The sequence below is a fragment of the Microbulbifer sp. S227A genome (genome assembly GCF_049800935.1).
This window is the reverse complement of sequence record NZ_JBNAFZ010000010.1, coordinates 50,175-69,062: the sequence shown is the minus strand read 5'-3', so window position 1 is coordinate 69,062 and position 18,888 is coordinate 50,175. Positions and strand designations below refer to the sequence as shown.

Genomic DNA, 18,888 nt, shown 5'->3' with positions numbered 1-18,888 from the left:
TGCTTGGGAAATTGGGGAAAACGGCCCCGGTTCGTGCCCGGGGCCGGAACATCATGGTTCAGGCGGCTTCGCTCAGCGCCGCGATCTCGGCCTCGAAAGCCCATGCCAGCCAGGGCAGCATCGCCTCGATATCGGCGGCTTCCACCGTGCTGCCGCACCAGATGCGCAGACCCGCGGGCGCGTCGCGATAGGCCACGATATCCAGCGCGATATTCTCGGTCTCCAGCCGCTTGGCCACGGCCTTTGCAAAGCTCGCGCCATCGGTGATGCGGGTATCGGTGAACTTGAGGCAAACCGACGTGTTCGACCGCGTCGCCGGGTCGGTCGCCAGGAAATCGATCCAGTCATGCGCCTCGACAAACGCGGTCACGGCCGCGGTATTGGCATCCGCGCGGGCGATCATGCCCCGCAGGCCACCCTCGGCGCGGGCCCAGTCAAGCGCCAGAAGGTAATCTTCGACACAGAGCATCGACGGGGTGTTGATCGTCGCACCGGTAAAGATGCCGTCGATCAGCTTGCCCCCTTTGGTCAAGCGGAAAATCTTGGGCAGCGGCCATGCGGGCGTATAGCTCTCAAGGCGTTCGACCGCGCGCGGGCTCAAGATCAGCATGCCATGCGCCGCTTCGCCGCCCAGCACCTTTTGCCAGGAGAAGGTTGCAACATCGAGCTTGTCCCAGGGCAGGTCCATCGCAAACGCCGCCGAGGTGGCATCGCACAGGGTCAGCCCGGCGCGATCCGCCGGGATCACATCGCCATTGGGAACCCGCACGCCCGAGGTGGTGCCGTTCCAGGTAAAGCACACGTCCTTGTCGAAATCGACGCCGGCCAGATCAACGATCTCGCCATAGTCGGCGGTCTTGACCACGGCATCGAGCTTGAGTTGCTTGACAACATCGGTGACCCAGCCCGAGCCAAAGCTCTCCCAGGCCAGCATCTCGACCGGGCGCTCGCCCAGCAGGTTCCACATCGCCATTTCAAAGGCGCCGGTATCCGAGGCCGGCACGATGCCGATCTTGTAATCGGCGGGAATACCCAGCACTTCGCGGGTTTCCTCGATCGCCGCCTTCAGCTTGGCCTTGCCAACGGCGGCACGGTGCGAGCGGCCCAGGGGCGCATCAGCAAGCTTAGACAGTTCAAAAACGGGGGGTTTGGCGCAGGGGCCAGAAGAAAAACGCGGATTCGCCGGCCGCGTCGCCGGTTGTGCAATAGCCATCATGCTACCCTTCCAGATATATCGCCCCTCGTTGGGGAGGGGTGTCCCAAGAGCGCGGATACTCAAACCCAGTAAAAACAGCAATAGAGAAAGCGTATCACCTTGCACATTTGTGCAGCACATCGCAGAACGTTGCGGGAACACGCAACCAGAAGTGGCACAAATCTGACACAAGCCGTCCGGGCGAAGATCCCGAACCTGCAAAAGAAAACGCCGCGACCTCGGCAAAGGTCAGCGGCGCTCAATTTACATATGAAGCGGCAAAACTTCCCGACAACAATACCCTGAATAAGTGGGATATTGCAACGGCTGATAGGGCCGCTGCCGTTCGGATGTTGGGCTATGTCCTGACACTCGGCACCCAAGACGCGTGGTTCGGGCTTGTCCCGGTTCTCGTGGCGCGTCTGACGGTAGCCGAGCGCGTATCGCTGGCGTTCATGGCATTGAAGGCGCTGGATGCTGACGACGCCACGTTGACGGCAAAGGCGGCGCTGGATCGTGGCGCTGGAATGCCGATTGTTCCGCTGTTCAGCCATATGGATGGGGCGACGCATTGGGCTGACATGGCCGAGCCTGACGAACTGGACGCCTATGTGCTGGCCAGTTTCAACCGCATGGCCCCGCCAAGGCAGGCCGCTTTCCTTGACTACGTGCAGGGGAGGGCAGCGGCATGAGTAAACCATACATCCGAGTAGCGATCTGGATCTGCGATGACGGATCTTTTGCTGTTACAGGGTATCGCCGCGCTGCGTTCCACCCTGAAGGCTCCTTCGCGACGATAGCCGACGCTCTGGAATGCGCTCTGAAATTGCCGGTCAAAGACGCAAGACACCCGGTCAACATTGTTCGGGGAGATGCACAATGACGTATCAACCCCGCACCATTGCCAAATCCGACGAAATCGAACGTCTGTTGCACTACATGCCGACTGTTGCGCGATTGGCTGAGAATGATTGGGCGGCAAATTTCGCCCGGTCAATCCTGTGTCAATGCAACCGGCGCGGCTGGCGACCATCACCGAAACAACTGTCCGTCATGCGTTCGCTGGTCTCTGACCTGTTTGCGCACGGCGGCGATGAAGGAGGTGATTTTGACCTGATCGAAAGCTGAGCACCCGCCGCGCCTCTGTTGAGTGGCTTTGGCGTGGCGGGTGAAGCAGCGGCCTGCGTTCATAGTGAGCAAACCCACCCCAGGGGCAAATCACAGAATGCAGGCCACACTCTAGCTTTTGACCGTTGGGCGAAATCAACGGGTTGATGATCTGGGAACTACCCCACTCCGTGCCGGACCCGGTGCCTACTAGGCCAGCACAGAAACGCGACACAGAACCCACCGATGCAATTCGGGGACCGTACCGGCGCAAGGCTGCAAAGGACGGGGCTGGCGAAAACCCAGCGGGACAGCGGTTGGCCGCCGATACAGGGCATCGCGTGGATACAGATCAGGAAGGTAGGACTGTCACCGAGCAAGGGATTACCCCTTGTGTAGTTGGGGGACAGTAGCGGGGGCCGGATGCGCCCAATCAATATAGGTCAATATTGCTTACCTATATGGAATGTGTTACAACATAACAATAATGCAAGGCGAATTGATGCAAGTAGAACGCACACCCATAGCAACCGGCGACCCCGTGACACTGGCCGAGCTTCAAGAACATATGCGCTTGGATGCTGACCTTGTGATCGGGGCGCAGGCATATGCGCAAACGGCGGCGTTGGAGATCGAGGCATATACCAACATTGCCCTGATGCGTCAGGCCATCACCTGCACAACCAACACTTGGCCAGGGCAGCACGTGGCTTTGCCCATTGGCCCTGTCGCTGCTGATGCAACGGTAACGGTTCACCTGATCGAGCTGGACGGTACGACAACGCTTGTACCCGATGGATATTGGCTTGAGGGCGGGCGCTATCCTGTCCTGCACTTCACCGATGGCGAACCCGGCGGGCGTCTGCGCATCACCTATCCGGCAGGCTATGGCAGCACGTACCACGACATTCCCGCTGATCTGCGCATGGCTATCTGTGACCTGGCAGCGCGGCTCTATGACCATCGAGCAAGCGACAAAGCCCCGGCCATGCCAGCCGCAACCGCGCGTATCTGCGCACGTTACAGACGTGTGAGGGCATAAGCATGGTATTTGGTCCCAATACCCCAACATCAAATGACCACGGCACCGGCGGGGGGACTGTTCTTTTCTTTCTCCAAAAAAACCGGGGGAAAGCATGAGGGCATCAAAAGAGGCATCGGCGGCGCTGCGGTTCCTGCCACGGCTGACAATTCCCGAGGGCCGCTTGGCAGGGAAAAAGCTACGGCTTGGACAATTCCAAAAGGACTTTGTTCGCGGCGCGTTTGCAAAAGGAACGTCTGTTGCCTGTTTGAGCATTGGACGCGGTAACGCCAAGACGGCGCTATCTGCTGGTCTGGCCCTGGGGCATCTGATGGGCGAGATCGAATGCCAGCCCAAGCGCGAAATCATCTTTGCAGCTCGTAACCGGGACCAGGCGCGGACGGCGTTTGCGTTCCTGGTCGGATTCATCGAGGGATTGCCCGACGAAGAACAAGAGCAATTCACCATCCGGCGCGGTTCCAAGCTGGAAGTTGAAACGGACATGAACGGCGGCGGGCTTGCCCGTGTCATTGCTGCTGACGGCAAGTCTATTCTCGGCGGCGCACCAACGCTTGCAATCATGGATGAGCGGGCAGCGTGGGAGCGGGAAAAGGGCGACAACCTGGAAAACGCTATCTTGTCGGGACTCGGCAAGCGGGATGGCAGAGCGCTGATTATCTCGACAAGCGCACCAGATGATGCAAACACGTTTAGCCGTTGGTTGGATGAGCCACCGGGCGGCACCTATGTGCAGGAGCATCGACCACCGTTCGGCTTGCCTGCTGACGATCTGGAAAGCCTGCTAATCGCCAACCCCGGTTCCAAACAGGGCATCGGGCCAACGCCTGAATGGCTGGTATCGCAGGCGCAACGGGCCATAGCGCGGGGCGGTTCGGCCCTGTCCAGTTTCCGCAACCTCAACAGAAACGAGCGGGTTTCGTCTGATGATCGTTCGGTCCTGATTACCCTGGACGAATGGATGAGCTGCGAAGTTGCGCCCGATGATATGCCCGACCGTGACGGGCCGTGCATTCTTGGCGTGGATCTCGGCGGTTCCCGTTCCATGTCAGCGGCGGCGCTGTTCTGGCCTGATACGGGGCGTCTGGAATGTCTCGGCACCTTCCCTGCCAAACCTTCACTAGCCGACCGTGGGGCGTCTGACGGCGTGTCAGGGCGCTATATCGAGATGCAGGAGCGGGGTGAACTGTCGGTTATGGGGGAAAACACTGTTCCGCCTGGACCGTGGCTTGCCGAGATCGTGGCGCGGCTGGACGGCATCACCCCGGCGTCAATCGTGGGCGACAGGTTCCGACATGCCGAGTTTTCCGAAGCCATGCAGGCGGCAAACCTGGACCGGGTTCCGTTCATCTGGCGCGGCTTTGGCTGGAAGGACGGGGCCGAGGATATCGAGCGGTTCCGGCGGGCATTGTTTGACGGCGAGGTGAAAACCACCCCGTCGCTGCTGCTGCGTTCGGCGTTCTCTGATGCAATCACGTTGGTTGACCCGGCAGGCAATCACAAACTTGCCAAGGCGCGTTCCCTGGGCCGCATCGACGCGGCGGCGGCGGCTGTTCTGGCGATTGCCGAGGGCATGAGGCGCAAGGCGACCCCCAACAAAAAGGCGCGTCTTGAATGGGCATGAATGCAAGCAAACTGGACCGGCGAATAACGATCATGCGCGGGACTATGACCGACGATGGATTCGGCGGCGTTCTCACAAGCTATGGGCCGATCGGCACCATCTGGGCGCACCGGGCAGACGTCAAGGACGCTGAAAAGTTCCAATACGGCGGGATCAACGCGACTCTGACAAGCCGGTTCACGGTTCGCAGCTCCGACTTTTCGCGGGGCATCAAGGCCACCGACCGGCTGGCCCATGATGGGCTTGATTGGAACATCACCGGCTTGAAGGAAAGTGCAGACGGGCGCTTGCGGTTCATCGAGATCAGCGCAACGGCGGAGAACAACGGATGAAGGATTACAAGCGGTATTCCAAGCGCGTCACCCGCACCAAACGCTGGCAGGCAATCCGCCATGCCGTCCTGGAGCGTGACGGCTGGGCTTGCGTCGAATGTGGATCTCGGCGGCGGCTGGAATGTGACCACATCAAACCCGTGCGCACACACCCTGAATTGAGCTTCAACCCGGCCAACGTGCAAGTGCTTTGCGCATCCTGTCACACCAGGAAAACCAGAATTGAGTGCGGACACAAACCGACACCACCTGACCGCCAGGAATGGCGCGATTCAATCCGCGCGATGATGCGCAACAAACCTACCGAGCATAAGGAAAACAAAACATGCTTGATTCTGTGAAGATCACCCGGCGGCAATCCGAGATCCGCCAGGAGCTGGCCGTGCTTGTCGGCAAAGACGCGGCGACCGAAGATGAAACCCGCGCGATGGAAACGCTCGACAAAGAGTATCGCAGCAACGAAACCCGTTACCGCGCGGCGCTGATTGCCGAGGATGAGGAACGCCAGGAAGCCAAGGGCGAGCTGGAAACCCGTAGCGGCACCGAATGGGCCGAGATGATGGCGGGCTTTGAGCTGCGGCAGGTGGCGCTGGCCCTGGACGAAGGGCGGCAACTGCAAGGTCAGACGGCGGAAATCGTCAGCGAGCTGCGCAACGCGGGCGGCTATCGCGGAATGCCGGTTCCCCTTGAGGCGCTGGAAACCCGCAACACCGTTGCAAGCGGTACACCTGACCCGATCCGCACCGCTCCGATCATTGATCGGTTGTTCCCGGCATCGGCGGCGGCGCGTATGGGGGCGCAAATGGTCAATGTCGGCGTTGGTGAGCTGGAATACCCGGTGACGACTTCGAGCGTGTCGGCAGGTTGGGCCGATGGTGAAAACGCCAACGTGGCGGGACCGACCGCCTATGCAACAACCGACCGACCGCTGGCACCCGACAACACCCTGGGCATTCAAATGCGGATTTCGCGCAAGAGCCTGAAACAATCCGGCGCGGCGTTGGAACAGGCTGTGCGGCGCGATATGAACGGTTGCATGGGCGAGGCGCTGGACGCGGCTGTTTTCCTTGGTTCCGGTTCCAATGGCGAGCCAACCGGCGTGTTTGCCGGGGCGTCCAGTTGGGGCATCACGGAAACGGCAGTCAATGCGGCGGCGTCCTGGGCAGCGTTCCGCGCGGCGGTTGTCCGGTTCATGACGGCAAATGCAGCGGGTTCGCCTGATGCGGTCAAGCTGATGATCCGTCCTGAGGTCTGGGCGGCGTTGGATGATACCTATATCGACACCGGCACCGGCGTGACCGAATGGGACCGTCTGATCCGCAACATTCCGGCGCAAAACGTGGTTATGACCACCAACGGGCTTGCAGCCCCGACCGGTTCGCCAACGGCATCGGATGCACTGTTGACCACCAATGCAGGCGGCACGGCTCCGATCTTCGTTGGCATGTGGGGCGCGGTTGACCTGATCCGAGATCCGTTCACCGATGCACAATCGGGCGGTCTGCGGCTTACAGCACTTGCGACAATGGACGTCACCATTTCCCGCACGGCGCAACTGGAAGTGCTGACCGGGGTACAAGACTAATGCTCTGGGGCGGTAACAAAGGCACCCTGGAAGTCAGGGCCGAAGGCGGTTCAACCCGTCTGACTGCCCGTTTTCCCTATGGCTCTGAAACCGAGCTGGCACCGGGGCGGCTGGAAGTTATCGCCCCGCGGGCTTTTGCCGACCGTATCAACGGCGGCGATGAAATCCACCTGCTGGCAGGGCATAGCTATGACAAGCCCCTTGCCAGTAGATCGGCAGGCACCTTGACGCTGACCGACACCGACGAAGCGTTAGAGATTAGCGCCACGTTGGACGATGGCACCACCTGGGCGCGGGACTTTCTGGCGGCGCATGGTTCAGGGCTTATCAAAGGGCTTTCACCGGGCTTTCGCGTTCCCCAGGGCGGCGAGCGCATCGAGCGGCGCGGCGCTTCCATGCTGCGAACCATCCACAAGGCCGATCTGTTCGAGCTTTCGGCAGTCACAAAGCCTGCATATCCGGCGGCGCAAATCGAGGCACGGGCATGGGGCATGAGTGACAACATCACCACCGGCCTGCACCGGACCCTTAACCGTTGGAGGGCTTGAGCATGGGCTTTATGGACCTATTTCGGCGTAAATCGGTTGAAACCCGTTCGGGCGGCACCGGCTACACGGCGGCAATCATGGCAGCACGGGAAAGCTGGATCTCCGGGCAATCGGGCCTGGCCGAGCTGACAAGCACCGTGCAAAGCTGTGTGAGCCTCTGGGAGGGCGCTTTGGCGGCGTCTGACGTGACCGGCACCGACATGCTGGACCGGCGCACTATGGCGCTCTGCGCGCGTTCTCTGGCCTTGCGTGGCGAGGTTGTGGCGCTGATTACTGCTGACGGCATCGTTCCGGCGGCCGATTGGGACGTATCCACCCGCAACGGCATCCCCAGGGCCTACCGTTTCAGCATATCCGAAGCAGGCGGCGGGCGCACCGAAACGGCACTGGCGGGCGAGGTTCTGCACTTTCGCATTGGCTCTGATGCTGCGACCCCTTGGACCGGGCAAGCACCGCTTGCACGTTCCGGCCTGTCCGCATCATTGCTGCATGAGGTTGAAACCGCATTGCGCGACGTGTTTCGGGATGCACCACTTGGCAGTCAGATCGTTCACCTGCCCGATTCATCGGCGGACGACATGGAACAACTGAGATCCGCATTCCGGGGCAGACGCGGTTCAACCCTGGTGATCGAGGGCGTGGCGCAAAGCACGGCAGCGGGCATGAATCCGCAGATCGGGCAAAAGCCTGACCAACTGTCACCCGACCTGCAAAAGGCAACGCATGTGGAAGCTCTGGCGGCAGCACAAGACGGCGTGGCGCTGGCCTATGGGGTTCTGCCTTCCATGCTGACCCGTTCGGCCCAGGGCAACGCGATCCGCGAGGGGCAGCGGCATCTGGCAACCTGGACCGTCCAACCGATGGCGGACCTGATGGCCGAAGAAGCAACCCGCAAACTTGGCGAACCTGTCACCATCGACGTTATGCGCAATCTGCAAGCCTTTGACACGGGCGGCAGGGCGCGGGCGCTGAAAACCATCATCGACGCAATGGCAGCGGCAAAGGCGGCGGGCGTAGACCCGGCACCGGCCCTGAATATGGTGGATTGGAGCGAATGAGATAAGGCGGGTTGCGCCTGGCGTCCTTCAGTTTTCATTCGCCAAAGCAACCCCGTTAGTCGGGAGTGGGTAAACTCCGACAGGGCGCGGCTGTAACCAGCAGCGTGGCGCAGGACCGGCACGGTATTGTGAACCGGGGCCGGTCTAACCGCTTCTGTGACACGAGATCAGCGTTGAACGTTGAAATACATTCTTCGCGCCCCGTGCTGCTGCGGGCTTAGTCGTAGTGGGGACCGTTGACTTGCACACCGCTAAAATCGAGACTGCTCTTCATAAGAACCATCGAAAACCGCTTAAAGAACTTCAAGAACACGGCGATCTTCATTTCAATTTCGATAGCTCTAAATCTCTTCAGTTCATCGCCTCGATGAAGGTAAACTACTACTCCGATTATCGTGATTTCGTCCCCATGGTTTTCTCCCATAGTCACGCGGTAGCCAGCGACGTACTCCTCTTCAGTAGCCAAACCTTTGTCAAGCAGGTGCTGCCTAAAACCCTCTGTGTCGGATTTATCAGCTGCAACCGTTCCCCGGTAATCATCGTATTGTACGCCGGCGATAAATTCTGTCATTCTCTGCTCACTCCAATTTACTTCGACGGCGCATCAAAAGCGTGAATCTTGCGCCAACCAATATCCCTCTAGATATGATTGCGCCAGAAGCCAAGCTTGAGCGAACCATTCGCTGCTCTAAACGGTTCTGGGCTTGCATTTGGGTTTGGGTTTTGTTAAACCAAATCAAATGAAGCGAGGCCAGCATGGCAACAGTAGCAGAACTTGTCGAAGATATTGCAGAAATCCTTTCCGAAAAACCGGAGACCGTGAACGCCTACGCAAGGGCGCTCATCGACTCTGGGGATCTTCCAAAGAGCCGGGGCCGGTCTATCGCGCAGGTGGACTATAGGCACATCGTCAAACTGTTTATGGCAGTGATCTTGTCTCCGAAAATTAAAGAAACGGCGGAATCGGTTGAAGAATACTACAACATGAGAAGGCCGGGAGTAGGCCCAGATTTTCCATCTAGGCTCCAAGACCGAGCGGGCGGACAGTTGTGCGATTTTGTTCAGGTAATTCACGCGCCTGACGGAAAAAAAGAAGAAGCCCTCCGCCGTAAGCTTGTAGATTCAAAGATTGTTTTCACTATCAACTGGCCAGAGATCGAATTTGATTTTGGCCATGGAAAATTGATGCGGTTCAAGGAGGGCGGGAACTCTAGTTTCTGGGAAGGCTATCATCGTCGTTGCGTGATCTTGAGCGGACGTGCGTTCCTAATGCTCGGGGCTGGGAAAGGGCGTGATTACGTCGTTTGGGAGTCTGCTGAGGAATGATCAAGCGCCCCACCCTATTGCCCGAATACACAACGCCCGCTGATCTGGCTGGCCATTTCGGTGTGGCGGAGCGCACATTGCGGGAAAAGCTGCGCGAAATCGGAGCATTTGCAATTCTTGGCAAAAAGATGGTTCTGTTCCCGGAACACGTCGAAGACCTCAAGGAGGCCATGAAATGCCCCTCACACTCTACCGACGCGGCAAAATCTGGCACTATCGAGGGAGTGTTGCCGGTAGGCGACTTCGCGGGTCTACAGGCGCGACTGAAAAAGCCCATGCAGAAAGGTTCAAATCGGAAGTCGAACAGCAAGCCTGGCAGCGTCGTTTCGATGGGCCGGGGGCGGGCCTGACAATGGCGCAGGTTTTCACCGCTTATCTTGATGCTGACAAGTCGGAGCGTTTTTTGCTGCGGCTAGCAGAATACTGGAAAGACACTGCTGTTGACGGCATTCGGCCCGAAACAATCCGACAGGCCGCGAAGAAGATCTATCCTCACGCCAAAGAACCGACCTGGAACCGTCAGGTAATCAAACCGACGCAGGCGGCAATTAATCACGCGGCTGAGTTGGGATGGTGTCAGCGCATATCGGTAAAGAGATACCCCGAAAACCCGGTCGAAAAGACTCCCGCCACGTTGGAATGGGTGACGTCTTTCGCCGAACAAGCTGAAAATGACGGCCTACCCCACCTTGGTGCGCTCTGCCTGTTCATGTTCGGCACCGCAGCCAGGATCGGCGAGGCCTGCAAGCTGACTTGGCGTGATGTTGATCTGAATGATGAGACTGCGGAACTGCGGTTGTTCAAGCCGACACCTTGGACCCGCACCGCTCACCTGCCGCCTGATATTGTTGCTGCCATGGCCAGCATCCCGTCAAACCGAAACCCTGATGATAGTGTGTTCGGATATGCCGGACGGGGCAGCGTTCGCGGGCCGTGGAACAACGTTTGCAAGCGCGCTGACATCGAACATCTGACACCGCATTGCTGCCGCCATGGTTTCGCGACCTCGATGCTGCATTTGGGCTTCGACCCAAAAACAGTAGCCGAACGTGGCGGATGGAAAGACGCGACAACCGTACTGCGCACCTATGCTCACGCGATGAAAGACAGGTCTGTCACGAACGCCCTGTTTGACACAAAGCTGACACAGATCAATAATCACGAAACCTTAACTATCAGAAAGAAAAGGAATAATCTGGTATGATCACTACCCCTCGTTGGGAGGGGTGTCCCGCCGCCGGAAATACGGGGTGCGGCGGGCTTTCACAAGATGGAAAACGTCGGTATAGCGCCGCTTGAACCCTCTATTGCGACATTCCCGTCGCCTATCGGAAACTTGCCCATGTTCGTCGCCACCCTGCTCAGCGCCCCGGAAGCCCCAGGATTGGAAGCCTCGCTCGTCGAGTCCCTGCGCAATGCGTGGGGCGGTGGCGATGCGGTCTGGCTGGCCCCGGATGTCGCCGCCGAGTTTGCGCTGCCTACACGCCCCGATAACCAGTGGCAGGTCTGGGATGACCTGCAAGAGATGCAGATCGACCTGGTGATCCAACCCGCCGAGGGCCGCCGCAAAAAGATGCTGCTTGCCGATATGGACAGCACGATGATCCAGCAGGAATGCATCGACGAGCTGGCGGATGAGGCCGGTGTCGGCGCGCGGGTCAAGGACATCACCGCGCGGGCGATGAATGGCGAACTGGATTTCGAAGGCGCCCTGACCGAACGCGTGGGGCTGCTTGCCGGGCTGGATGAAAACGTCATCGCCAAGGTGCTGGCAGAGCGGATCACCCTGATGCCCGGCGGACCGGAATTGCTGGCGACAATGCGGGCAGACGGAGCCTATGCGGCGCTGGTTTCGGGCGGGTTTACGGCCTTCACCGGGGCCCTCGCATCCCGCCTGGGCTTTGACGAGAACCGCGCCAACACCCTGCTGGCGGCGGATGGCAAGCTGACCGGAGAGGTACAGCTCCCGATTTTGGGACGCGCCGCCAAGATCGAAGCGTTGGAACAAATCACCCGGCGGCTGGGCATTGCCGAGGCTGACGTCATCGCGGTGGGCGACGGGGCCAACGACCTTGGCATGCTGGGCCGGGCGGGCACCGGCGTGGCGCTGCACGCCAAACCATCGGTGGCGGCGCAATGCGATGTGCGGATCAACTTTGGCGATCTCACGGCGCTGCTGTACCTGCAAGGCTATTCCCGCGAAGAATTCGCCAGTGTTTGATGTTACCCATAATTAACGGTTGCGTTAAATAACGAATCGTTTAATCATCAGGTCATGAGCGACCTGACACGAACCTTTGCGGCCCTGTCCGACCCGACCCGCCTGACCATGGTCGAAAGGCTGATGGCGCAGGGCGAGCTGCCGGCGGGCGAGCTGGTGGCGGGGTTCCGGATTTCCGCCCCGGCGGTGTCACGTCACCTCAAGGTGCTGCGCGAGGCCGGGCTGATCCGCCAGCGCGCGGCGGGGACGCATCGCTATTACGCGGTGCGGCCCGAAGCGATGCAGAGCATCGCGCGCTGGACCATGGATCACCGCAGCTTCTGGGAGGGCAGCCTCGGACGGCTGGACAGCCTTCTGGCGCTGAACCCCGACACAGAGGACACGCCATGAAAGACACACATGATCTGGAACTGATCCGGGAGTATCCGGTCAAGGTCGCCCGGCTCTGGGCCGCGGTCACCCGACCCGAGGAGGTCGCGCAATGGTTCGGCACCGAAGGAATGCGGATGGAAATCTGCGAGATGGATCTGACCCGCACCGGCCCGTGGGTATGTGTCATGGTTGGCAAGGACAGCGGCGACCGGTTCAAGGTGTCAGGCCAGGTCACCCATGTGCGCCCGCCACAAGCCGACGACACCGGCTCGGTCGGCTTTACCTGGGGCTGGCATGACGACAACGACAATCGCGGCGCGGAGAGCCATGTCACCTTTGCCGTCGCCCCCACCGAGACCGGGGCACGGCTGACCCTGACCCATCGCCAGCTCGATACGCTCGAAGCCTCGCAGAGCCATGGCCGGGGCTGGCTGTCCACCCTCAACAAGCTCGACCGGATGCTGGCCTGAGCCCCGCGTTTCACAGCCGATTTTCAACCAAGGAGTACGACAATGCCCAATTTTCTGTTCGTGTATCACGGGGGCGGAATGCCCGAGACCCAGGAAGAGATCGACAAGACCATGGCCGCCTGGGGCAAATGGATGGAGGACAATGGCCCCAGCCTGGTCGAGCCCGGCAACCCCGTCGGCATGTCCAAGACCGTCAGCGCCTCGGGCGTGGCGGATAACGGTGGGGCCAACCCGGCGTCGGGCTATACCATCGTCTCGGCCGACGATATCGACGCGGCCTGTGCCATCGCGAAATCGAACCCTATGGTGATGGATGGCTCGGGCTCGGTCGAGATCGCGGAAATCGTCGCGATGTGAACCGCGTGTCGCGATGCTCAGGCGAGCGTCGCGACCGGCCGAATGATCCCGCATTCCGTGCCACGCCGATTCAGGATCGGGGCATTCATGAATTTGCGCGTCGCGGGATGCTCGGCATCAAGCACGCCAAGCCCCACAAGCAGCGCCGCAATCGTGCATTCCGCCGCCCGCGTGCCGCCATCAACGATCTTGAGCGCGATCCCCATGCGTTTTTCCGGAACAATCGCCACATAGACCGCCTCGGCCCCGGTCTTGATCGCCGCGCGCCCCCCCATGGCCCGCATCAGTTCGGTACAGGCCCGCCCCTCGCCCGCGACCAGCTCGGGATGCGCCATCATCGCCGATGTAAGGCTCGCGGCGGCCTCGCTCTGGCGATCCGACCGGTCCTGTGCCGACGCAAAAAACGCCATTGCGCGTGCAAGCCCATGCACGGTTGTGGCGAAATTCGGGGCCGAGCAACCGTCGATGCCATGGCCGGGGCTTTCCACCTGCGTGGTCTCTTCGATCGCCGCCAGGCTGGCCTGCTGCACCGGGTGATCGATCTCGACATATTCCGGGCCCGCGCCCATATGCGCCGCCAGGGTCAGGAAACCCGCGTGTTTTCCGGAACAATTGTTGTGAATCGGGCAAGGGCTCGCATCGTTGCGAATCAAGGCATTGCGCGCCGGGATGTCGTCTGGCTCTTGTGGGCCACACCGGAAATCATCCATGCCCAGCCCCAGCTGGTCGAGCCATGCCTGCACCCGGTCGGTATGGATTGCCGCCCCGTTATGCGAGGCACAGGCCAGCGCCAGCTGTTCGCTGTTCAGCCCGAACTTGTCGGCGGCCCCCGACGTGATCAGCGGCAGCGCCTGCACCATCTTGCAGGACGAGCGCGGATAGATCACCGCGTCGGGATTCCCCCAGGACCGCACGATCCGACCACTGTCATCACAGATCACGGCATGGCCCATATGCACGCTTTCAAGCAGCGAAGCGCGCCAAATTTCGGTCATTGGAACAGGATCAGTCACATCAGCCCTCACAACTTGGCGAAATCCTGCCAAATGGCCTTTCGCCGGTGGTGAAACTTACGATATTGTGTATGTGTCGGCAAGCAGCGGGGCGGACGTCAAGACGATTGCAAAGGTCGCTCGGACACCCCTTAAATCATTGAGGTCTAGGACAGTCTGGAGGCTGTACACATGAAATCCTATCTTGCCCGCGTTGCGGCGGGTCTGTGCCTGGCCAGCATGGCCACCATCGCGCCAGCGCAGGAACAAAGCACCAACCGGGTCGCGGCCAAGACCGACTGGAGCGTCTTTGTCGAATCCGATCCCAAGGAATGCTGGAGCGTTTCCGCACCCAAGGAAACCGTCAACACCCGCGACGGGCGGGTCGTGGCCGTGCGACGCAGCGATATCCTGCTGTTCGTGTTCTACCGGCCCGGCTCGGATGTCAAAGGGCAGGTCACATTCACCGGCGGCTATCCTTTTGCACCCGGTTCAACCGTGAACCTGAACATTTCCGGCAACGAATTCGAACTGTTCAGCGAAGGCGAATGGGCCTGGCCGGCAACCTCGGCGGATGATGCCAAGATCATCACCGCGATGAAGCGTGGGGCCGAGGCCACCATAACCGCGCGTTCGGCACGGGGCACGCAGACCAAGGATACCTTCTCGCTGCTGGGCTTCACCGCGGCGCTTGAAGACGCGGAAAAACGCTGCGGCAGCTGATCCGCGCCACGGCAAATGTACATGTTTGCGGCCTTACCGTATGATCGGTGGGGCCGAATTGTTTTGAAATGCGGCGGAAACCCTATATAGGGACGATCTTGCTCCGCGACTCGAAAGTATGCCCATGTCCGCCAACGCGCCGATCACCCAGGACGTGATGACCATTCCGCGTAAATTGCCCGACGGGCCGATCAACCTGGTCGGCCTGACCCGCGATGCCATGCGCGAGACGCTGATTGCCCATGGCACGCCGGAAAAACAGGCCAGGATGCGGGTGGGGCAGATCTGGCAATGGATTTACCAATGGGGCGTGCGTGACTTTGCCGCGATGACCAACCTCGCCAAGGCCTATCGCGCACAGCTGGCCGAGAATTTCGTCATAGAGATTCCCGAGATGGTCAGCAAGCAGGTCAGCAATGACGGCACCCGCAAATACCTGGCCCGTATCGCCGGTGGCCACGAGGTCGAGGTGGTCTATATCCCCGAGGACGATCGCGGCACGCTCTGCGTCAGCTCGCAGGTCGGCTGTACCCTGACCTGTTCCTTCTGCCACACCGGCACCCAGAAACTGGTGCGCAACCTGACAGCGGGCGAAATCATCGGACAGGTGATGATGGTGCGCGACGATCTGGGCGAATGGCCGGAAATCGGTGCGCCCAAGGATGAAACCCGCCTGCTGTCCAATATCGTGCTGATGGGCATGGGCGAGCCGCTCTACAATTTCGACAACGTGCGGGACGCGATGAAGATCGCGATGGATCCCGAAGGCATCCAGCTCAGCCGCCGGCGCATCACCCTGTCCACCTCGGGCGTGGTGCCCGAGATTGCCCGCACCGCCGAGGAAATCGGCTGCCAGCTGGCAATCAGCTTTCACGCCACCACCGACGAGACCCGCGACCTGCTGGTGCCGATCAACAAGCGCTGGAACATCGAGGAACTGCTCGCCGCGCTGGCGGCCTATCCCAAGGTTTCGAATTCCGAGCGGATCACCTTCGAATACGTGATGCTCAAGGACGTGAATGACAGCGACGACGACGCGCGCCGCCTGATCGACCATATCAAGCGCCACCAGATCCCGGCCAAGATCAACCTGATCCCGTTCAACGAATGGCCCGGCGCGCCCTATCAGCGTTCGTCCAACAACCGCATCCGTGCCTTTGCCGACATCATCTACAAGGCCGGCTATGCCAGCCCGATCCGCACCCCGCGCGGCGAAGACATCATGGCGGCCTGCGGCCAGTTGAAATCCGCCACCGAGCGTGCCCGCAAATCGCGCCGCCAGATCGAGGCCGAGGCCGGGCTCTGAGCGGTGCCTTTGCGCCGGCGCGACCTGCTGATCGCCGCCGGGCTGGTCGGGGCGACCATCGCCCTGCCCCGTCTGGCCAGGCTGATCGGACCCGAATTCAGCTTTGAACAGATCCCCGGCCTGCCCGGATTCCGGCGCCTGTCGGCAGGATCGCTCTCGGGTGTACAGGTGGCGCTTGCCGGGATCGAACCCGCTAACGAGCACAGCCTCCGACGCCAACAGAGCATCGCCAACGACCCCTGCGGCGCGGGATTTGGCGAGCAGCCCCCGGGCCTTGTTCCGGTTGCGGTGTTCACCGACTATAACTGCCCATATTGCCCGACGCTGAGCGGCATGGTGATCGACCTGATCGCAACGGGTGCGCCCATCGCGGTCACATGGCACGACCTGCCGGTACTGGGGCCACGCTCGGTTGCGGCGGCGCGGGCGGCGATTGCGGCGGGCAGGCAGGACCGCTATCTGCCGCTGCATGAACACCTGATGCACAGGGTCCTGCGCCCCGGCCCGCAGGCGCTGCGCGACCTGGCCCGGCGGTTTGGCATGGACCCCGAGCAATTCCTGCGTGACGAGGCCAGCCCCGAAACCCGCGAGCGCCTGGCTCACAGCAACGCCGTGGCCGCAGGTTTCGGTATCATCGGCACGCCATCCACATTGGTCGGGCGCACGCTTGTCATCGGCCGGATCGACCGCGGCCGGCTCGAAAGGCTGATCGCGCTGGAACAGCAGGCGGGTGCGATGCCATGCGGCGGCCACAACCCGGATGCGCCGGGTTAGCGCCCCGGAATGCTGTCACGCGGCGGGGTGGGCTGCCAATTGTCGATGATCCCGGCGGCCTCCTTTGCGGTCTCGACAAACGAGAACAGGTCGAGATCCTCGGCCGAAATGGTGCCCGCATCGGACAGGGCCTCCCAGTTGATCACCTTTTCCCAGAAGGCACGGCCAAACAGCAGGAAGGGCACCCGTTCCATCCGGCCGGTCTGGATCAGAGTCAGCGACTCGAACATCTCGTCCAACGTGCCGAACCCGCCCGGAAACACACAGATCGCCCGCGCGCGCATCAGGAAATGCATCTTGCGGATCGCGAAATAGTGGAAGTTGAAGCTCAGCTCGGGCGTCACATAGGGGTTGGGCGCCTGCTCATGCGGCAACACGATGTTCAGGCCGATGGAATGCCCGCCGGCCTCTTGTGCCCCGCGATTGCCCGCCTCCATCACGCCGGGTCCGCCACCGGTGACCACCACGTTCTCGCGCCCGCCCGTCCGGAGCGAGGTTTCGGTCATCACCCGCGCAAACTCCCGCGCCTCGTCATAGAAATGTGAAAGCTCGGCCAATGTCTGTGTGCGCGCGCCTGCCTTGTTTTCCGGGGCCGGGATCCGCGCGCCACCGAACATCACGATGGTGCTTTCGATGCCATGTTCATTCAGCATCAGCTCGGGTTTGAGCAGTTCAAGCTGCAACCGCACGGGGCGCAATTCGTCGCGGCACAGGAAATCGTCATCCGCAAAGGCCAGCCGATAAGCAGGCGAGCGGGTCTGGGGGGTATCCGGCACATGTTCGGCGGTGTCGCGGTCGAGATGGGCGTCGCGAAACGGGCTCTGGCGGTCGTCGTTCATCGAGATGTTCCATGCTTGCGTGTTCGTCCCAGCCCTATAGGGTTCCGCCCGGCAAGACCAGCAACAGGGCAAGGCAATGGATTGGAAATCGGACATCGACGCGGCGGCGGCCCGGATCGAAGGCCACGTGGTCAGAACACCGCTGCTGGATGTGAATGGCCCGGGGCTGCATTCCCCGGTGCAGCTCAAGCTGGAACAGATGCAACATACCGGCAGCTTCAAGGCGCGCGGAGCCTTTAACACCCTGCTTGGCGAGCCGGTTCCCGATGCCGGTCTGGTCGCGGCAAGCGGTGGCAACCACGGGGCCGCCGTTGCCCATGCGGCGCACCGGCTGGGCCACGCCGCGCATATCTTTGTGCCGGAAATGGCCGGGGCCTCCAAGATCGCCCTGATCCGCGCCACCGGGGCCGAGCTGACCGTGGTGCCGGGCGATTACGCCAACGCGCTGCACCTTGCGCAGGAATACGAGGCGCGGACCGGAGCCAAGCAGATCCACGCCTATGACGCCCCGGCCACGGTTGCGGGCCAGGGCACCTGCATGCGCGAATGGGAGGCGCAGGGCCTTGCGGCGGATACCGTCCTGATTGCCGTAGGCGGTGGCGGGCTGATCGCCGGGGCGCTGGCCTGGCTTGCCGGCCGGCGCAAGGTGGTCGCGGTCGAGCCCGAAACCTCCTGCGCGCTGCATGCCGCGCTCGCCGCCGGGGAACCGACCGATGTCGAGGTCTCGGGCGTTGCCGCAAATGCGCTCGGGGCGCGGCGGATCGGGTCTATTTGTCTTGACCTCGCACAGCGGCATCTGGGTGCGTCCGTCCTTGTCAGCGACGACGCCATCAGCTCTGCGCAACGTACCCTGTGGCGCAACAATCGCCAGCTTGTCGAACCCGCCGGTGCCACCGCGCTCGCGGCGCTGATGTCGGGTGCCTATCGCCCCGAAGCGGGCGAAACCGTCGCCGTTCTGGTCTGTGGCGGCAACATTGCCCCCGATCCGTTTCCCGAATAGCCGCCGATTATCGCACACGC

Annotated in this window: 25 protein-coding genes; 21 read left to right on the top strand and 4 right to left on the bottom strand. The window is 61.2% G+C overall.

The genetic code is table 11. From position 1 onward, the window contains the following. Positions 1–58: 58 nt before the first annotated feature. Positions 59–1,213 carry a phosphoserine transaminase gene (locus ACP15R_RS20875; protein WP_424988000.1) on the bottom strand — a complete coding sequence of 385 codons (1,155 nt, stop codon included), beginning with the start codon at positions 1,211–1,213 and terminating at the stop codon, positions 59–61. A 41-nt stretch (positions 1,214–1,254) separates the two neighbouring features. Here ACP15R_RS20875 and ACP15R_RS20870 point away from each other — a divergent pair, with 41 nt between their 5' ends. The 10 genes from ACP15R_RS20870 (at position 1,255) to ACP15R_RS20825 (ending at position 8,488) form a co-directional block, all read left to right on the top strand. Continuing rightward, positions 1,255–1,887 carry a hypothetical protein gene (locus tag ACP15R_RS20870; RefSeq protein ID WP_424987999.1) on the top strand — a complete coding sequence of 211 codons (633 nt, stop codon included), beginning with the start codon at positions 1,255–1,257 and terminating at the stop codon, positions 1,885–1,887. Then, a complete protein-coding gene (locus ACP15R_RS20865; protein ID WP_424987998.1) occupies positions 1,884–2,078 on the top strand; it encodes a hypothetical protein in 195 nt (64 codons plus the stop codon). The genes ACP15R_RS20870 and ACP15R_RS20865 overlap by 4 nt, the downstream gene beginning before the upstream one ends. Further along, complete coding sequence (locus tag ACP15R_RS20860; protein WP_424987997.1) at positions 2,075–2,323, top strand: hypothetical protein; 249 nt, start codon at positions 2,075–2,077, stop codon at positions 2,321–2,323. Before ACP15R_RS20865 ends, ACP15R_RS20860 begins: the two co-directional genes overlap by 4 nt. A 466-nt stretch (positions 2,324–2,789) precedes the next feature. After that, a complete protein-coding gene (locus tag ACP15R_RS20855) occupies positions 2,790–3,344 on the top strand; it encodes a head-tail connector protein (protein WP_424987996.1) in 555 nt (184 codons plus the stop codon). 94 nt (positions 3,345–3,438) lie between these two features. Beyond that, the gene (locus ACP15R_RS20850) at positions 3,439–4,965 is read left to right on the top strand and encodes a terminase large subunit domain-containing protein (RefSeq protein WP_424987995.1); all 1,527 of its coding nucleotides are present in this window, start codon (positions 3,439–3,441) and stop codon (positions 4,963–4,965) included. Positions 4,966–5,009: 44 nt separating this feature from the next. Further along, on the top strand, positions 5,010–5,297 hold the full coding sequence (locus ACP15R_RS20845) for a head-tail adaptor protein (protein ID WP_424987994.1): 288 nt from the start codon (positions 5,010–5,012) through the stop codon (positions 5,295–5,297). Next, entirely contained in the window at positions 5,294–5,638 is a 345-nt protein-coding gene (locus tag ACP15R_RS20840; protein ID WP_424987993.1) for an HNH endonuclease, read from the top strand. Before ACP15R_RS20845 ends, ACP15R_RS20840 begins: the two co-directional genes overlap by 4 nt. Further along, entirely contained in the window at positions 5,623–6,882 is a 1,260-nt protein-coding gene (locus tag ACP15R_RS20835; RefSeq protein WP_424987992.1) for a phage major capsid protein, read from the top strand. The genes ACP15R_RS20840 and ACP15R_RS20835 overlap by 16 nt, the downstream gene beginning before the upstream one ends. After that, positions 6,882–7,430: an HK97 family phage prohead protease gene (locus ACP15R_RS20830; protein ID WP_424987991.1), complete on the top strand. Its 549-nt coding sequence runs from the start codon at positions 6,882–6,884 to the stop codon at positions 7,428–7,430. Before ACP15R_RS20835 ends, ACP15R_RS20830 begins: the two co-directional genes overlap by 1 nt. Positions 7,431–7,441: 11 nt before the next feature. Beyond that, positions 7,442–8,488: a phage portal protein gene (locus tag ACP15R_RS20825; RefSeq protein WP_424987990.1), complete on the top strand. Its 1,047-nt coding sequence runs from the start codon at positions 7,442–7,444 to the stop codon at positions 8,486–8,488. Between the two features lie 217 nt (positions 8,489–8,705). Here ACP15R_RS20825 and ACP15R_RS20820 read toward each other — a convergent pair whose 3' ends face one another. Further along, entirely contained in the window at positions 8,706–9,059 is a 354-nt protein-coding gene (locus ACP15R_RS20820; protein WP_424987989.1) for a hypothetical protein, read from the bottom strand. A gap of 185 nt (positions 9,060–9,244) precedes the next feature. Here ACP15R_RS20820 and ACP15R_RS20815 point away from each other — a divergent pair, with 185 nt between their 5' ends. The 7 genes from ACP15R_RS20815 to ACP15R_RS20785 all read left to right on the top strand — a co-directional run bounded on the left by ACP15R_RS20815 (position 9,245) and on the right by ACP15R_RS20785 (position 13,234). Then, positions 9,245–9,814, top strand: coding sequence for a hypothetical protein (locus ACP15R_RS20815; protein WP_424987988.1), 570 nt, complete (start codon positions 9,245–9,247; stop codon positions 9,812–9,814). Next, on the top strand, positions 9,811–10,164 hold the full coding sequence (locus ACP15R_RS20810) for a hypothetical protein (protein ID WP_424987987.1): 354 nt from the start codon (positions 9,811–9,813) through the stop codon (positions 10,162–10,164). The genes ACP15R_RS20815 and ACP15R_RS20810 overlap by 4 nt, the downstream gene beginning before the upstream one ends. Positions 10,165–10,166: 2 nt before the next feature. Then, positions 10,167–11,018 carry a tyrosine-type recombinase/integrase gene (locus tag ACP15R_RS20805; protein ID WP_424987986.1) on the top strand — a complete coding sequence of 284 codons (852 nt, stop codon included), beginning with the start codon at positions 10,167–10,169 and terminating at the stop codon, positions 11,016–11,018. Between the two features lie 138 nt (positions 11,019–11,156). After that, a complete protein-coding gene (serB, locus tag ACP15R_RS20800) occupies positions 11,157–12,035 on the top strand; it encodes a phosphoserine phosphatase SerB (RefSeq protein ID WP_424987985.1) in 879 nt (292 codons plus the stop codon). A 54-nt stretch (positions 12,036–12,089) separates the two neighbouring features. After that, positions 12,090–12,425 (top strand): ArsR/SmtB family transcription factor, encoded by a 336-nt coding sequence (locus ACP15R_RS20795; protein ID WP_424987984.1) that lies wholly within the window; start codon positions 12,090–12,092, stop codon positions 12,423–12,425. Beyond that, on the top strand, positions 12,422–12,877 hold the full coding sequence (locus ACP15R_RS20790; protein WP_424987983.1) for an SRPBCC family protein: 456 nt from the start codon (positions 12,422–12,424) through the stop codon (positions 12,875–12,877). The genes ACP15R_RS20795 and ACP15R_RS20790 overlap by 4 nt, the downstream gene beginning before the upstream one ends. Positions 12,878–12,919: 42 nt before the next feature. Continuing rightward, a complete protein-coding gene (locus tag ACP15R_RS20785) occupies positions 12,920–13,234 on the top strand; it encodes a hypothetical protein (protein ID WP_424987982.1) in 315 nt (104 codons plus the stop codon). A 17-nt stretch (positions 13,235–13,251) separates the two neighbouring features. Here the strand turns inward: ACP15R_RS20785 and ACP15R_RS20780 are convergent, their stop codons facing one another. Continuing rightward, positions 13,252–14,229, bottom strand: coding sequence for an asparaginase (locus ACP15R_RS20780; RefSeq protein WP_424987981.1), 978 nt, complete (start codon positions 14,227–14,229; stop codon positions 13,252–13,254). 189 nt (positions 14,230–14,418) lie between these two features. Here ACP15R_RS20780 and ACP15R_RS20775 point away from each other — a divergent pair, with 189 nt between their 5' ends. From ACP15R_RS20775 to ACP15R_RS20765, 3 genes are all read left to right on the top strand, one after another. Continuing rightward, the gene (locus tag ACP15R_RS20775; RefSeq protein WP_424987980.1) at positions 14,419–14,949 is read left to right on the top strand and encodes an invasion associated locus B family protein; all 531 of its coding nucleotides are present in this window, start codon (positions 14,419–14,421) and stop codon (positions 14,947–14,949) included. A 124-nt stretch (positions 14,950–15,073) separates the two neighbouring features. Beyond that, positions 15,074–16,255 (top strand): 23S rRNA (adenine(2503)-C(2))-methyltransferase RlmN, encoded by a 1,182-nt coding sequence (rlmN, locus tag ACP15R_RS20770; protein ID WP_424987979.1) that lies wholly within the window; start codon positions 15,074–15,076, stop codon positions 16,253–16,255. A gap of 3 nt (positions 16,256–16,258) precedes the next feature. Then, the gene (locus ACP15R_RS20765; protein ID WP_424987978.1) at positions 16,259–17,029 is read left to right on the top strand and encodes a DsbA family protein; all 771 of its coding nucleotides are present in this window, start codon (positions 16,259–16,261) and stop codon (positions 17,027–17,029) included. On the opposite strand, the gene ACP15R_RS20760 is transcribed toward ACP15R_RS20765, so the two are convergent. Continuing rightward, entirely contained in the window at positions 17,026–17,868 is an 843-nt protein-coding gene (locus ACP15R_RS20760; protein ID WP_424987977.1) for a TIGR00730 family Rossman fold protein, read from the bottom strand. The two genes, ACP15R_RS20765 and ACP15R_RS20760, sit on opposite strands and share 4 nt — an antisense overlap. 76 nt (positions 17,869–17,944) lie before the next feature. Between ACP15R_RS20760 and ACP15R_RS20755 the strand changes: the two genes are divergently transcribed. Further along, entirely contained in the window at positions 17,945–18,868 is a 924-nt protein-coding gene (locus tag ACP15R_RS20755) for a threonine/serine dehydratase (RefSeq protein ID WP_424987976.1), read from the top strand. Positions 18,869–18,888 lie beyond the last annotated feature (20 nt).

Coding starts and splice junctions, on each gene's coding strand:
- ACP15R_RS20755 (WP_424987976.1), top strand. CDS start 17,945: ATGGATTGGAAATCGGACATCGACGCGGCGGCGGCCCGGATCGAAGGC.
- ACP15R_RS20775 (WP_424987980.1), top strand. CDS start 14,419: ATGAAATCCTATCTTGCCCGCGTTGCGGCGGGTCTGTGCCTGGCCAGC.
- ACP15R_RS20810 (WP_424987987.1), top strand. CDS start 9,811: ATGATCAAGCGCCCCACCCTATTGCCCGAATACACAACGCCCGCTGAT.
- ACP15R_RS20825 (WP_424987990.1), top strand. CDS start 7,442: ATGGACCTATTTCGGCGTAAATCGGTTGAAACCCGTTCGGGCGGCACC.
- ACP15R_RS20815 (WP_424987988.1), top strand. CDS start 9,245: ATGGCAACAGTAGCAGAACTTGTCGAAGATATTGCAGAAATCCTTTCC.
- serB (WP_424987985.1), top strand. CDS start 11,157: ATGTTCGTCGCCACCCTGCTCAGCGCCCCGGAAGCCCCAGGATTGGAA.
- ACP15R_RS20785 (WP_424987982.1), top strand. CDS start 12,920: ATGCCCAATTTTCTGTTCGTGTATCACGGGGGCGGAATGCCCGAGACC.
- ACP15R_RS20790 (WP_424987983.1), top strand. CDS start 12,422: ATGAAAGACACACATGATCTGGAACTGATCCGGGAGTATCCGGTCAAG.
- ACP15R_RS20840 (WP_424987993.1), top strand. CDS start 5,294: ATGAAGGATTACAAGCGGTATTCCAAGCGCGTCACCCGCACCAAACGC.
- ACP15R_RS20795 (WP_424987984.1), top strand. CDS start 12,090: ATGAGCGACCTGACACGAACCTTTGCGGCCCTGTCCGACCCGACCCGC.
- ACP15R_RS20875 (WP_424988000.1), bottom strand. CDS start 1,213: ATGGCTATTGCACAACCGGCGACGCGGCCGGCGAATCCGCGTTTTTCT.
- ACP15R_RS20805 (WP_424987986.1), top strand. CDS start 10,167: ATGGCGCAGGTTTTCACCGCTTATCTTGATGCTGACAAGTCGGAGCGT.
- ACP15R_RS20855 (WP_424987996.1), top strand. CDS start 2,790: ATGCAAGGCGAATTGATGCAAGTAGAACGCACACCCATAGCAACCGGC.
- ACP15R_RS20820 (WP_424987989.1), bottom strand. CDS start 9,059: ATGACAGAATTTATCGCCGGCGTACAATACGATGATTACCGGGGAACG.
- ACP15R_RS20830 (WP_424987991.1), top strand. CDS start 6,882: ATGCTCTGGGGCGGTAACAAAGGCACCCTGGAAGTCAGGGCCGAAGGC.
- ACP15R_RS20780 (WP_424987981.1), bottom strand. CDS start 14,229: ATGACCGAAATTTGGCGCGCTTCGCTGCTTGAAAGCGTGCATATGGGC.
- rlmN (WP_424987979.1), top strand. CDS start 15,074: ATGTCCGCCAACGCGCCGATCACCCAGGACGTGATGACCATTCCGCGT.
- ACP15R_RS20835 (WP_424987992.1), top strand. CDS start 5,623: ATGCTTGATTCTGTGAAGATCACCCGGCGGCAATCCGAGATCCGCCAG.
- ACP15R_RS20850 (WP_424987995.1), top strand. CDS start 3,439: ATGAGGGCATCAAAAGAGGCATCGGCGGCGCTGCGGTTCCTGCCACGG.
- ACP15R_RS20845 (WP_424987994.1), top strand. CDS start 5,010: ATGACCGACGATGGATTCGGCGGCGTTCTCACAAGCTATGGGCCGATC.
- ACP15R_RS20865 (WP_424987998.1), top strand. CDS start 1,884: ATGAGTAAACCATACATCCGAGTAGCGATCTGGATCTGCGATGACGGA.
- ACP15R_RS20860 (WP_424987997.1), top strand. CDS start 2,075: ATGACGTATCAACCCCGCACCATTGCCAAATCCGACGAAATCGAACGT.
- ACP15R_RS20760 (WP_424987977.1), bottom strand. CDS start 17,868: ATGAACGACGACCGCCAGAGCCCGTTTCGCGACGCCCATCTCGACCGC.